The sequence below is a fragment of the Wohlfahrtiimonas populi genome, from assembly GCF_002006795.1.
Lineage (GTDB): Bacteria > Pseudomonadota > Gammaproteobacteria > Cardiobacteriales > Wohlfahrtiimonadaceae > Wohlfahrtiimonas > Wohlfahrtiimonas populi.
In genome coordinates this window covers 238,370-251,118 of sequence record NZ_MVDN01000002.1, presented here as the reverse complement: position 1 = coordinate 251,118, position 12,749 = coordinate 238,370, and the positions used below count along the sequence as shown (strand labels likewise).

Sequence of the window (12,749 nt, the reverse complement as noted above, 5' to 3'; positions counted from 1 at the left end):
CTCTCCATTTTTGGCAAAATCGGAGTAAATTGTCTAATTCTTTACCATCATTTGGAAGTTAAACAATGAGATTACATAACATCGAAGATCAGAAGTCTTTAACACCAGAATTGGCGCTGTCATTTTTGAAAGAAGGCAATAAACGCTTTGTGGCAAACTTAAAAGCACATAGCAACTTGCTTGAACAAGTGAATGAAACGAAAGAAGGGCAGTTTCCTTTTGCGATCATTTTGAGCTGTATTGATAGTCGAACCTCTGCTGAATTGATCTTTGACCAAGGCTTGGGTGATATTTTCAGTGCGCGTATCGCAGGTAATGTTTTGAATGAAGATATCATTGGCTCGATGGAATTTGCATGTAAATTAGCAGGTTCTAAACTGATTATGGTTTTAGGCCATTCTCATTGTGGTGCGATTACAGGCGCTTGCCATTGTAAGGAATTAGGACATTTAACGAACCTTTTAGCGAAAATTCAGCCATCCATTGATCATGTGAAAGCAAATCATAAGGACTTGGATATTAAATCTAAAGAAGCAGTGGATATGGTGGCTTTCCATAACGTTGAATACACAATTGACCATATTTTAGAAAAAAGCCCAGTTTTAAAAGATATGTATGAAAGTGGCGAAATCGGTATCGTGGGTGCTTTCTATAAAGTAGAAACAGGCGAAGTTGATTTTGTGAAAGAGATGTTTGTGAAGAAATAAAGATTAATTAATCTTTATATAATATAAAAACTTTGGTGTTTTCATTCGCACCAAAGTTTTGTTTTTATGGCGTGAATAAGGCCATTATTCTTTATTAAGCTGAATGCCCCATTGATCTGCAATGCTCGCTAAATTATTCAGGATTAACCAACCATTTAGTTTCTCCACTAATTCCACATTACATTTTTGGCTCATGTAAATTTGTGAGTTTTCAGTGCCTTCAAATGGCTTGTCATTGGCAACACAGAAGTTTGCAGGTTCATTGTGATGATAGTAATTACCCTCGATCATATCTGTGATGATCATATCTGCCGTCTTTTCACGAACCATTTGAATATTTTCGATGTTATTTGGTGTGCGTACAATCGTTGCTTTATCTAGATGAGCATTCACAAAGCGCTCATTAGTACCACCAGGATTGACGGCAACAACTGTAGAAGGCTGATTGATGGCTTCTACAGTTTTTAAATTTGGTGCTTTCTCACATTGTGTCATTGCAACTTTGCCATCTGGAATGAGTGGTTTGGTTAATAGGAAGCGATCATTACGATCCTGTGTGAAGGATATTCCTCCCATGGCAATGTCGAATTTATCTGCTTCTAAATCCTCAGATAAAGTTGGCCAGCTAGTTGCAACAAACTCTAGTTTAAGATTCCAGTCTTTGGCTAATGCTGTTGCAACATCAATATCGTAGCCCACAAGCACGTCATTTTTATAAAAAGCTAACGGCGCATAATCACCAGGAACACCAACTTTTAAAATGCCAGATGTTTCAATTTCACTCAATGGACGCGCATTTGCAGTTGTTAAACTCAATGTAATGATTGAGGCTAATAGTACTTTTTTCGCCAACATGATTCCTCCCAATTAGTTATACATTTTTTTTGAAACTTATAACTCTATATCAGCATCCATGGGTTCTCACAAGCATTATTTGTATTGTGCACTAGTAGTTAATTGAGTTGCCATTCTATACAATTACATAACATAGAAATTCTATTGGAATGGTTAAAATGAAAAAATATGCAATTTTAGGATTAATGCTAGCAATACCACTAGCATCTGCCAAAACAGATGTGATGAAAGAGGCTTATAAAGAATATTCTGAATCTGAGTTATGTTACTTTGCCACCAAAGAGACCGAAAATGGCACAAGCCAATATTGTGTATCGTTGTATGCCAATGAAGCTGTGCCAAATGAAGAGCAAGAAGGGCATTATAAAACTTATTATTTAGCCGTAGGTGATAACTTTGAAAAAGCACATGTCTTACAGGGCAATATTGGCTTAATCATTGAAGATAATGGCGAAGGGTTTGAGAGCAATGTGATTGCACAAGAACTATTCATTGATGCAGGTTCATCTGGTTATGCACCTGTTGATTATCAATTTCGTAAAATTGGGTTCAATAGTTATGGCTTTGTGACAGAAACAGGTGATACAGCACAAGGCGTTTCTCAAGGTGGCATCATGATTGTGGGTGATCATAATGGCAAAATTTTTGATTCATATATCCCAACTTTCTATGATGATAGTGAGCATTACGCAGGTGGAGATCATGCTGATCTCAGCGATATGATAGAAGGCAGCTATGAATTTATCACAAATGATCAGCAAAAAATGTATGACATTAAAATCACGTTGAATGGTCATTATATTGGTACTGAATTTAAAGATCAGTCCTTCATCATGACATTTGATGAAAAGATGCAGCAATACAATATTCCTGAAGATTATCCACTGAAAGCAGAATTTTAAATTAGGTTATTAATTTATATCATTATTAAATATTTTGATTATGTTAATGTTTATAATCAGTTGGATGGATCATTAATAAAAGGATAAAACAATGAATAAACTATTACTATCAACAGCATTAATGTTGGGCTTTACAGCATCAGCAGCCAATTTAGATGAGTTTAAAAGTGGAACAGGTAGAATAGATATTGCAGGTGGTACAGCACATATCCCTGTGATGAAGCAGGCAGCCCAAAATATTATGAAAGTTAATCCTAAGATAAAAATTACTGTAACTGGTGGTGGCTCTGGTGTGGGTGTACAAAAAGTCGGTGAGGGCTTAGTTGAAATTGGTAATACTGGTCGAGCATTGAAGGATAGCGAAGTTGATAAGTATGGTTTAGTTTCTTTTCCTTTTGCGATTGATGGTGTTGCCGTTGTTGTGAACCCAGAAAATAATGTTGCTGAAATTTCAACGGCTGATTTAAAGAAAATCTACGCGGGTGAAATTGATAACTGGAAAACATTGGGTGGTAGTGATGCAAAAATTACGATCTATGCACGTGAAGATGGCAGTGGTACGCGCGATACATTTGAAGAATTAGCGATTGATAAAGGTGAAACAAGTGCATCAGCTAATATCATTAATTCAAATGGTGCAATGAAATCAGCGATTGCACAAGATCAGAATAGCATTGGTTATATTGGTATTGGTCACTTAAATGATGAAATTAAAGGGGTTGTTTTAGATGGTATGGTGCCATCACAAGCGAATGCATCTAATGGCGATTATAAAATCACGCGTTTACTCTATATGAATACAAAGGGTGAACCAAAAGGTATTGTTAAATCTTTCATTGATTATATTTTTACAGAAGATGGTGCAAAAATTATTGAATCAGCAGGCTATATTCCTGTGGCACAAAAACCTTAATTTTTTATGAAACATTTAAAGTTTTACGATTGGCTAACAAAAAGCATTATTTATAGTTCTACATTGTTAGTGCTTATTTCAATTGGATTACTTTTTATTGCCATCATTGGTTTTGCAGTACCTGTATTAATCAATGATGGCTTATTGAATTCCTTGCAATTGGCGTGGAATCCTAAGAATAATGAATATGGTATTTTGGCAATATTCATTGGCACTTGCTTGGTATCATTTCTGGCATTGATTTTTGCAACACCCATCGCTTTAGTTACAACTTTATGGTTGGTTGGGTTAGGCAAAGGTTTTCCTTGCTTAATTATTTTATATTTAATCAGAATTATGGCATCGATTCCTACGGTTGTGTATGGATTCATTGCCATTTTTCTATTAACGCCAATCATTAGAAATGGTTTAGGTGGGTCGGGATTAAGTTGGTTAACAGCTTCTATTATGGTTGCATTATTAATCTTACCAACGATGGTATTTATCCTACTAACAGGATTTGAAGCACAATTTAAGCGCATGCAATTATGTGGTACAGCATTGGGTTTAACTCCCTTTGAAATTTTATGTCATCTTGTTTTACCTACTTCTTATCAAACAATGATTGCTGCAATATTATTGGGAATGGGGCGCGCAATGGGAGACACATTATTGCCATTGATGTTGGCTGGTAATGCCATTCATATTCCATCAGGTTTATCGGATAATTTGAGAACTCTAACAGCGCATATGGCTTTAGTGACGGCAAACGAAGTTGGCGGTGCTGCATATAATTCATTGTTTGTGGCAGGATTGTTGTTATTGCTGATTAGTGTTTCCATTCGTTTAATTTCACAGAAAATACTGAGCCACTTATCACGATGAAATACCATAAAATTAAACAAAAAAGCTTAGAACTTATTTGCCATGGCATTGTGATTCTGCTTTTATTCATCATTATATATTTACTGGGCTACCTATTTTATCGTGGCTATGGTGCGCTTAACAGCTCATTGTTCATTGGTGATTTGACATGGAAAGAAGTCATCATTGATAAAATGCCAGTTTGGGATGGTATTTGGCCAGCAATGATGGGAACATTGAGTTTAGTGATATTAACTATGCTGATTGCTGCAATCCCGGGTATTGGTTGCGGCCTGTTTTTGGCATGTTATGCATCACCAACTTTTAAGAAAAATATATTGACGATTATTAATGTATTGGCAGGGATTCCTTCCATTGTCATGGGATTATTTGGTTTTTTAATTATTTTATTAATGCGTCAATGGATTTCACCTGACGCTAATACAAACTTGATTTTATCAGCATGTTGTTTGGCAATTTTAGTGTTACCAGTGATCATTATCAGTACGCAAGAGGCGATTGAAAATATTCCTAATGCTATTCGAGTTGCCTTGGTATCATTAGGATTATCTCAACATCAGATCATTAGATCATTTTATTTATCATTAGCCAGCCGTAGCATTTTAAGTGGTATTATTTTAGCCATTGGTAGAGCAGCTGAAGATACTGCTGTGATCATGTTGACAGGTGTTGTCGCAAATAGTGGGTTGCCTGCAACGGTTTTTGATAAATTTGAAGCATTGCCATTTCATATTTACATAGTTTCTGCTGAGTACCAAAGCCAGCTAGAGCTTTCTCAAGGTTTTGGTGCAGCAATTGTATTATTGCTTTTATCAGTATTTCTTTTTGTGCTCGCAAGCTTGATAGAATGGTGGTATCGCAGTTATTGGCAGAGTGCTAAACATGTATAAAGGTTGACTTCATCATGCAAAATCAACAAATCATGACACATAATCTCAGTGCAACAATTGAAGGTCGTAAGATCTTTAATAATGTATCTATCACGATTCCTAAGCATTCAATTACAACGTTTATTGGTCGATCTGGTTGTGGTAAAACAACATTTTTACGATCATTGAATCGTTTGATTGATCTCTATCCTGAAATTAAGCTTCAAGGTGATATTACAGTTGATTATGGCTATGGATTATCCTCCATTTTTAAATTCAACACTGATGTGAATTTATTGCGCCAGAAAGTTGGGATGTTATTTCAAACACCACATATTTTGCCCATGAGCATTGAGAAAAACATTGCTAACCCTTTAAAGCTATTAACAGATTTATCTAAGGCAAATATACAAGATGAAGTTGAAAGAGCATTAAAGGAAGTTGGCTTGTGGGGTGAAGTGAAAAGCCGCTTAAAAGATTCAGCAGATACTTTATCAGGCGGGCAACAACAGCGTTTATGTTTAGCACGTATATTGGCTTTAAAACCAGAAATTTTATTATTGGATGAACCCACAAGCTTATTAGATTTTGTTGCAACTCAACACATTGAAGAACTTTTAGTATCCATTAAAGATAGATATACCATTGTGATGGTTTCTCATAGTTTGGAGCAAGCGATTAGGTTATCTGATGCAATTTATCTATTTAAACCTGATCAATCTGTAGAACAAGTTGATGCATCAGTTTTAGATTCAGACGTAACTTCTATCTTCTTTGAATCATAAAAAGGCTTGATTGTTGTTACATTGTAGGTTTTTATGATATGAATCATTTTATTATTTCAATGAGTTAATGATATTTTGATTAAACTCATGGATATCTGAATGTAAATACTACTTGTTGATTAAAACATTGAATGCTATATTCCAAGGAAATTAGCTTAGATATAAGTTAATTATTGGATACAACATTTCACCAAGAAGGCTTCATCATGCATTTTGAGGATACAACTATCTATATTGTTGGGGATGCGAAATCACCGCAGAACAACCCAATTATGGAAGTGTACAAAGCCTTTTTTGTCGGAATCGTTGTGGATAGAAAAACTGCCATCATTGTCGATGTCGAATGCTCTGCAACTTTAAGTTTAACCAATAGCTTTGTCAAAAGTCTATTGATTGGTAAAAATGTATTGAGCCCCGATGTCATTGATTGCATTAACACACGTTATTTTGGATCCTCGCAAAAGGCATTTGGTGTTGCATTGAAAGATGCGCAAAAGAAATACCAGCAAATAATGCAAAGCGAATCTAAGTAACTTTTTGAGCAGCTTTATTTATACTGAATAAATAAAATCCGGCCAAAATCAGATGTTTCAAGTCTTTTTGATTTGAATCATTGGGTTTTGGCCGTTTTTTTTATAAAAAATAAAGGTTATTAGGAGGAAATTATGATTGAAAATGGCTTTTCTTATGTTGCAGTTCTGGTGTGTTTAGCCGCTGCAATGACTGCGTTACAGCAGTTTACGCATCAACGTAAAATACTAACATTTGTGCCTGCAATTGTTTTAGTTTACGTGGTGGCAGCTATGATGAACACAGCAGGTTTATTTGCCAATAATGCTGAAATCAGTGGTGCTTATTCATCTGTGCGTGGTGCATTATTGCCAGCAATGTTGGTATTGATGTTATTGAAGTGTGATGTGCGTAGCATCATCAAATTAGGCCCTCGCATGTTGTTAGCATTCTCGTGTGCAGTTGTGAGTATTTTTGTTGCATTTGTTGTTGTTTATATGGCATTGCAAGGTTTCTTCATTGATGGCACATGGAGAGCATTTGGTGCATTAGCAGGTAGCTGGACGGGCGGATCTGCCAACATGGTTGCATTGCAAGATATTTTACAAGTGCCTGAAAACTTATTCGGCTATATCTTGATGATGGATACAATCAACTATGCAGTTTGGGTAATGTTCATGTTCTGGTTGATTCCATTTGCACCAAAATTCAATAAATGGACAAAAGCACCAGATGTTTTGGGCGATTCAGCAGCAAAATTAGAGTTAGAAGAAGAGAAAGAAAAACCAATCACATTCCACAATATTTTATATCTATTGGCGATTGGCTTAAGTGTTTCAGCAGTATGTTTATGGTTAGGTCGCATTTTGCCAGTGGTTGGTGATGTGATTAACGGCATGACTTGGACGATTATGATCGCATCTTTCATTGGTTTGATTTTGGCTGTAACGCCAGTTTCTAGAATCTCGGGTTCAATGGAAATCTCCAATGTAATGTTGTATGTGATCATTGCTTTGATTGCTTCACGCTCTGATTTCAGCAGTTTAACGCAAGCGCCAATCTACTTAGTGGCAGGTTTCTTGATTCTATTGATTCATTTAGTTGTGATGGTACTTTTAGGCAAAATCTTCCGTTATGACTTATTTACTTTAGGTGTTGCGAGTTTAGCAAACATCGGCGGTATGGCTTCTGCGCCAATGTTGGCAGCAAGCTACCATAAATCATTAATCCCAATTGGTATTTTAATGGCATTGATGGGCTCATTCTTAGGCACATACTTTGGTTTATTGATTGGCCAATTGTTGTCGATGATCTAAAGGCTTGCTATGAAAATTGTTAAAATTGAAGTTGCCACTGAGTTATGTCTATTGCGTGTGCCGTTTAAAACAGCGTTGAGAACGGCATATGAAATTGAAAATATCCTTGTCAAAGTTCATGTAGATAATGGTTTAATTGGCATCGGTGCAACTGTGCCAACTTGGGTAATCACTGGCGATAGCAAAGAAAGTATTGTCGCAGCATTGGAAGGGCCAATTACGAATGCTTTATTGAATCAAGATGCGCGTAACTTGAATGTATTGTTGTTAAAGGTTCAGAAATCTTGCATCAATAATAGCAGTGCAAAAGCGGCGATTGATATTGCTTTACATGATCTCTTTGCCAAATGGCTCAATCAACCATTGTATGCAGTTTTGGGTGGTAATAAGCCACTCACAACTTGCATGACAATTGGCTTGGATGATCCGATTGTGATGAAGCAAGCGGCGATGGATGCTGTGGCACAAGGCTTTTCTGCATTAAAGATCAAAGTGGGCAATGCACCAGATAAAGATATCGAACGCATTTCTACGATTGTGGATGCAATTCCTTCACATATTCGTTTGCGATTAGATGCCAACCAAGGTTGGAAAGCGAAAGATGCGATTCGTGTGATTCATGAGTTGGAGCGCTTAGCTTTCAATATTGATTGGGTGGAACAGCCTGTTCATGCGAAAGATTTCGAAGGCATGAAATATGTGACAGATCATGTGAACATGAAAATCATGGCGGATGAAAGCGTATTTTCACCACAAGATGCATTTGCATTGTTGAAGGATCGCTGTGTAGATCTATTGAACATTAAATTGCTGAAATGTGGTGGCATTGGTGAAGCGATTAAAATTGCTGATTTAGGTGCATTGCATGGTGTGGAATGTATGATTGGTTCGATGATGGAATCATCTATTTCAGTAACCGCAGCAGCACACTTTGCGGCAAGCCATCCGAATGTTCTGTATTGTGACTTTGATGCACCTTTGTGGCTAACAGAATCACCGAGAGGAATTATTTATCAAGGTGAGGATGTTAAGCTTCCAGATACAATGGGATTAGGCGTCGTAATCTAGTGGGAATGTAACGAAAAAAGCGCTTATTTTGGCGCTTTTTTTTATGAGAATATAATTAAAGTTTTAAATTTTATTTATCGTCGTTTTATTAGTATAAAAGGTATCCACATCTATATGATATCTCTACCAAAATGACAATAAATAACCTTTTAGATTCCTTGACGACTTCCGGCTGGTACGTTTGGGATGATTTTTTAAATACTTCAGAGATTCATTCCATTAAAGATTGCATTCCAGATACATTGCAAGAAGCTAAAATTGGCAATGGTGGATCGCTACAACTCAATGCTAATGTGCGTGGCGATGTGACTTTATGGTTAGATTATGAGATGGATGATCCTGTTAAACATTATTTCGATAAAATGGAAGATGTGCGTCAGGAATTGAATGCAGGTTTATATTTAGGTTTGCGTGATTTTGAAACGCATTTTTGCCGTTATAAGCCAGGGGCTTTTTATCAAAAGCATTTAGATAATCCGCAATCTAAAAGTCGCCGTAAAGTGACAACGGTTTTATATATGAATGAAGATTGGCAAGCGGGTGATGGTGGTGAATTAGTCGTTTATGATCGTGAAGATACAAAATTATTGGAATTATCACCGAAAGCAGGGCGCATGATCTTTTTTATGTCAGAGCAATTTCCTCATGAAGTTTTGCCAACCAATACAGTGAGAGAAAGTATTGCGGGTTGGTTTTTAAATTCTGCGGCGTAAAACTGCGAAATTATCAATATCAAGTCTGAAAATCAATGCAGTGCATTGATTTTTATTCTATCTTTAAAATATTCCACAAGGCAGAAAATTTTAATATAGAATTAGCATTTTTTACTCTAGCCATATCCCATGGACACGCTGTTTCAGCATAGTTATTTCCCTTCAGTTAAAGCATTAAAATTTGCATCTAAGGCAACATTTTCGGCGCTTTTCTCATTGTATATTGCATTTTTACTCGATTTAGATCAGCCTTATTGGTCAGCGATGACGGCATTAATTGTGGCACAACCACAAGCTGGCATGGTGATGAGTAAAGGCGTTGCACGTTTAATTGGTACTTTAGTTGGCACGGTGATTTCCATTATTATTATGGGTACATTATCGCAAGTGCCTTTGCTATTTTTATCTGTGATTGCCATAATTTTAACGGCTTCTGTAGCATTTGCTTCCATTATTCGAAGCCCTTGGTCGTATGCTTTTGTGATGATTGGCATCACAGTCACGATCATTTTAGTGCCCAATATTGGCTCACCCATTTCTGTGTTTGATTATGCATCATCCCGCTGTATAGAAAGCTGTATCGGCATTGTGGTTTCATCCATTGTATTTGCCATCATTTGGCCGATTAATACTCATGATGTGTTGATACAAGATGCAGATCAAACCATTCATTTAGGTTTCAGTACGGCCATTAAAAGTATGCGTGGTGAGCAGTTCAATGATACGTTTTTGCAGAGCTTATCCAATATTATGGCGGTGGATGCACAGCGCGAACATGCAGCGTTTGAAGGGCATAAAGGGCAAAATAGTGCGAATGCCATTTTGGGCATGAGCCAACATATTTTAAGTGTGCTAAGTTTAGCGCGCAGTATTTATCGTGATAAACAAGGTTTAACGCCCAAAGATTGGGACATTATCACACCTTGGATTGATGAAACAATCATTGCTTTAGAGCATGGCCGAAGAGCAAATATAACTAAAGTTTTAAAATTATTGGATGTGTATATTGCGGATGAAACTATTACTTATTCGCAATCTGTGAATATCACTTTGCATCGTATTCAGTTATTGCTGAAACATGCTTTACGTGCGCGCCGATTTTTGCACAGCGCACGAAAAGGTTTGCCCATTAAATTGATGAATGAGAAATCATTATCTCAGCATCGAAATTATACCTTGGGTATTTTATTTGGCTTGCGTGCATCTTTGGCATTTGTCGCAACAGTTGTGCTTTGGATTGTGTGCGATTGGTCGCTTGCTCAAGCTACGATTCCATTGGCAGTCAGTGCGATCATTTGTAGCTTATTTGCTAACCGAGAAAATGCAGATGTTGTGGTGAAAACGTACTTCTATGGCTCCATTTATGCAGTAATTGTGGGCTTGATTATTTGTGTCTATATTCTGCCGCATGCTAACCAAGTTTGGTTGTTATTTTTGGTGATGAGTGTCCCTGTATTTATTTTCTCCATGATGGCATTAGCACCGAAATATTCTTGTTATTCAGCATTGCCGATTGTATTTTTCATGTTCATGCAACCCGATAACTATGTACGAGAATCCGCAGAGTTACTGTTAAATAAGTCCATTGGTTTATTAATGGGTACGGCGATTGCGGCATTGGCAACGCAGTTAATTACGATTGATGTACCATATTGGCATGGCAAAATCATGAAGAAGCTAATTCAGCAGGATTTGATTCGCTTGATTTATCGCCCATTGAATAACTCTGATACTTGGTTCAATGCACGCATGGCGGATCGTTTGATTCTGCTTGCTAAGCATAAAGATGTGATCGAAAAGCACACGAAATATGGCTGGCAAAATGCGATCGTTGCGTTGGATTTGGGTGATGAAATCTTCTTTTTAAGAAGCATGTTAAAGCATTATCCTGAATTGAATGTTGAAGCTTCTATCTATTTTGAAACGCTGACAAGAGTTTTAAAAGCTCAACCAAGGCGATGCAGTTTCGATACTTTAGAAGCGGCAACACAGCGATTGGATCGACAAATTTTATACATCAGTAGCGCGAAAAAAGTGATGACTTTGCAATCCGCAACACGCCAAATTCAATACATTTGGGGCAATTGGTGCCAACTCAACGAAAAAGAGAGAAAGAATGGAAATTCACGAAGTTTCAATCGCTAGTGTGTATCTCAGTCCACTTTTATTGTATGCGCTGTTTGCATTGCCAATCACATACGGCGTGAGATACATGATTCATCGCTACAAATTATCCCGTTTTATTTGGCACGAAATGCTCTTCATTGTTGCACTTTATGTCATTATTTTTTCAATCATCACTTTGCTCAGCCCGCTTTAACTCTAGGAATTATTGTGAAACCTTTTTTACAGAAATATTCAGTCACATTACTGACTGTATTCATCGCTTTGGTGCTATTTAAAATTGTATGGAATTATTACATGTTATCGCCTTGGACGCGTGATGCACGCATTCGTGCCAATGTGATTACATTAACAACGGATGTTTCAGGCTACATTACAGAATTATTGATCAAGGATAATCAGCATGTTGAGAAAGATGACATTTTGCTGAAAATTAATCCTGAACGTTATCAAGCAGCTTTGGATAAAGCATTGGCACAGCTTTCTATTAAAGAAGAACAATTGAGTCTAAAAGAGCAAGAAGCACAGCGCAGAATGTCTTTGGATGGGCATATTATCAGTGAAGAAGTGCGCTCGAACATTAAAAGTGAAATGGCGATTGTGCGTGCAGAATTGGAAGAGGCTAAAGCCAATGCAAAACATGCCCAAATTGACTTAGAGCGTAGCGCTATCCGAGCACCGAAATCTGGCATTGTTTCTAACTTACAATTAACAGAAGGGAACTATGTGCGTTTGGGTGAATCAATTTTAGCGATCATTGCGGATGATTCTTTTTATATTCAAGCATATTTAGAAGAAACTAAATTAACCAAAATTGCTGTAGGAATGCCTGTTGCTATTAAGCTCATGAGCGGTGATGTTGAACTAGAAGGCAGCATTGAAAGCATCAGCTACGGGATTACAGATCAAAGCTCCACAACGGATGAAAAACTCCTTGCGAATGTCACACCAACTTATAACTGGGTTCGCTTAGCACAACGCATTCCTGTGCGCATTAAGATTAATGATTTGCCAAAAGATATGCACATTGCAACAGGAATGACAGCAAGTGTTCGCATGGGTAACATCACTTTTGCATCTTTATTAAGTTTTTAGTATCTATTTTTAAATAACAAAAAACCAT

14 protein-coding genes are annotated in these 12,749 nt (G+C 37.0%); 13 read left to right on the top strand and 1 reads right to left on the bottom strand.

Going from position 1 to position 12,749, the window contains the following annotated elements:
- The first annotated feature begins 65 nt into the window (after positions 1 to 65).
- On the top strand, positions 66 to 707 hold the full coding sequence (locus BZK16_RS04145) for a carbonic anhydrase family protein (RefSeq protein WP_077927631.1): 642 nt from the start codon (positions 66 to 68) through the stop codon (positions 705 to 707).
- 84 nt (positions 708 to 791) lie between these two features.
- Here the strand turns inward: BZK16_RS04145 and BZK16_RS04140 are convergent, their stop codons facing one another.
- Positions 792 to 1,562 carry a transporter substrate-binding domain-containing protein gene (locus BZK16_RS04140; RefSeq protein ID WP_077927630.1) on the bottom strand — a complete coding sequence of 257 codons (771 nt, stop codon included), beginning with the start codon at positions 1,560 to 1,562 and terminating at the stop codon, positions 792 to 794.
- A gap of 158 nt (positions 1,563 to 1,720) precedes the next feature.
- Here BZK16_RS04140 and BZK16_RS04135 point away from each other — a divergent pair, with 158 nt between their 5' ends.
- The 12 genes from BZK16_RS04135 to BZK16_RS04080 all read left to right on the top strand — a co-directional run bounded on the left by BZK16_RS04135 (position 1,721) and on the right by BZK16_RS04080 (position 12,721).
- A complete protein-coding gene (locus BZK16_RS04135) occupies positions 1,721 to 2,464 on the top strand; it encodes a hypothetical protein (protein WP_077927629.1) in 744 nt (247 codons plus the stop codon).
- Between the two features lie 91 nt (positions 2,465 to 2,555).
- Positions 2,556 to 3,377, top strand: coding sequence for a phosphate ABC transporter substrate-binding protein (locus tag BZK16_RS04130; protein ID WP_077927628.1), 822 nt, complete (start codon positions 2,556 to 2,558; stop codon positions 3,375 to 3,377).
- Between the two features lie 6 nt (positions 3,378 to 3,383).
- On the top strand, positions 3,384 to 4,241 hold the full coding sequence (locus tag BZK16_RS04125; protein ID WP_077927627.1) for a PstC family ABC transporter permease: 858 nt from the start codon (positions 3,384 to 3,386) through the stop codon (positions 4,239 to 4,241).
- Positions 4,238 to 5,131 carry a PstA family ABC transporter permease gene (locus tag BZK16_RS04120; protein WP_077927626.1) on the top strand — a complete coding sequence of 298 codons (894 nt, stop codon included), beginning with the start codon at positions 4,238 to 4,240 and terminating at the stop codon, positions 5,129 to 5,131. Before BZK16_RS04125 ends, BZK16_RS04120 begins: the two co-directional genes overlap by 4 nt.
- A 14-nt stretch (positions 5,132 to 5,145) precedes the next feature.
- Positions 5,146 to 5,895, top strand: coding sequence for a phosphate ABC transporter ATP-binding protein (locus tag BZK16_RS04115; protein WP_077927625.1), 750 nt, complete (start codon positions 5,146 to 5,148; stop codon positions 5,893 to 5,895).
- A gap of 206 nt (positions 5,896 to 6,101) precedes the next feature.
- Positions 6,102 to 6,428, top strand: coding sequence for a DUF3870 domain-containing protein (locus BZK16_RS04110; RefSeq protein WP_077927686.1), 327 nt, complete (start codon positions 6,102 to 6,104; stop codon positions 6,426 to 6,428).
- Positions 6,429 to 6,560: 132 nt separating this feature from the next.
- Positions 6,561 to 7,721 carry a DUF819 family protein gene (locus tag BZK16_RS04105; protein WP_077927624.1) on the top strand — a complete coding sequence of 387 codons (1,161 nt, stop codon included), beginning with the start codon at positions 6,561 to 6,563 and terminating at the stop codon, positions 7,719 to 7,721.
- Positions 7,722 to 7,730: 9 nt separating this feature from the next.
- Positions 7,731 to 8,789 carry a dipeptide epimerase gene (locus tag BZK16_RS04100; RefSeq protein ID WP_077927623.1) on the top strand — a complete coding sequence of 353 codons (1,059 nt, stop codon included), beginning with the start codon at positions 7,731 to 7,733 and terminating at the stop codon, positions 8,787 to 8,789.
- Between the two features lie 131 nt (positions 8,790 to 8,920).
- The gene (locus BZK16_RS04095; RefSeq protein WP_077927622.1) at positions 8,921 to 9,502 is read left to right on the top strand and encodes a 2OG-Fe(II) oxygenase; all 582 of its coding nucleotides are present in this window, start codon (positions 8,921 to 8,923) and stop codon (positions 9,500 to 9,502) included.
- A gap of 129 nt (positions 9,503 to 9,631) precedes the next feature.
- Positions 9,632 to 11,647 carry an FUSC family protein gene (locus tag BZK16_RS04090; RefSeq protein WP_077927621.1) on the top strand — a complete coding sequence of 672 codons (2,016 nt, stop codon included), beginning with the start codon at positions 9,632 to 9,634 and terminating at the stop codon, positions 11,645 to 11,647.
- The gene (locus tag BZK16_RS04085; protein ID WP_077927620.1) at positions 11,619 to 11,822 is read left to right on the top strand and encodes a DUF1656 domain-containing protein; all 204 of its coding nucleotides are present in this window, start codon (positions 11,619 to 11,621) and stop codon (positions 11,820 to 11,822) included. The genes BZK16_RS04090 and BZK16_RS04085 overlap by 29 nt, the downstream gene beginning before the upstream one ends.
- 14 nt (positions 11,823 to 11,836) lie before the next feature.
- A complete protein-coding gene (locus BZK16_RS04080) occupies positions 11,837 to 12,721 on the top strand; it encodes an efflux RND transporter periplasmic adaptor subunit (RefSeq protein WP_233145185.1) in 885 nt (294 codons plus the stop codon).
- Positions 12,722 to 12,749 lie beyond the last annotated feature (28 nt).

Excerpts from the sequence above, each read along its gene's own strand:
- BZK16_RS04110 (WP_077927686.1), top strand. The coding sequence starts at position 6,102 with ATGCATTTTGAGGATACAACTATCTATATTGTTGGGGATGCGAAATCA.
- BZK16_RS04105 (WP_077927624.1), top strand. The coding sequence starts at position 6,561 with ATGATTGAAAATGGCTTTTCTTATGTTGCAGTTCTGGTGTGTTTAGCC.
- BZK16_RS04140 (WP_077927630.1), bottom strand. The coding sequence starts at position 1,562 with ATGTTGGCGAAAAAAGTACTATTAGCCTCAATCATTACATTGAGTTTA.
- BZK16_RS04085 (WP_077927620.1), top strand. The coding sequence starts at position 11,619 with ATGGAAATTCACGAAGTTTCAATCGCTAGTGTGTATCTCAGTCCACTT.
- BZK16_RS04145 (WP_077927631.1), top strand. The coding sequence starts at position 66 with ATGAGATTACATAACATCGAAGATCAGAAGTCTTTAACACCAGAATTG.
- BZK16_RS04100 (WP_077927623.1), top strand. The coding sequence starts at position 7,731 with ATGAAAATTGTTAAAATTGAAGTTGCCACTGAGTTATGTCTATTGCGT.
- BZK16_RS04090 (WP_077927621.1), top strand. The coding sequence starts at position 9,632 with ATGGACACGCTGTTTCAGCATAGTTATTTCCCTTCAGTTAAAGCATTA.
- BZK16_RS04095 (WP_077927622.1), top strand. The coding sequence starts at position 8,921 with ATGACAATAAATAACCTTTTAGATTCCTTGACGACTTCCGGCTGGTAC.
- BZK16_RS04135 (WP_077927629.1), top strand. The coding sequence starts at position 1,721 with ATGAAAAAATATGCAATTTTAGGATTAATGCTAGCAATACCACTAGCA.
- BZK16_RS04125 (WP_077927627.1), top strand. The coding sequence starts at position 3,384 with ATGAAACATTTAAAGTTTTACGATTGGCTAACAAAAAGCATTATTTAT.
- BZK16_RS04115 (WP_077927625.1), top strand. The coding sequence starts at position 5,146 with ATGCAAAATCAACAAATCATGACACATAATCTCAGTGCAACAATTGAA.
- BZK16_RS04120 (WP_077927626.1), top strand. The coding sequence starts at position 4,238 with ATGAAATACCATAAAATTAAACAAAAAAGCTTAGAACTTATTTGCCAT.
- BZK16_RS04130 (WP_077927628.1), top strand. The coding sequence starts at position 2,556 with ATGAATAAACTATTACTATCAACAGCATTAATGTTGGGCTTTACAGCA.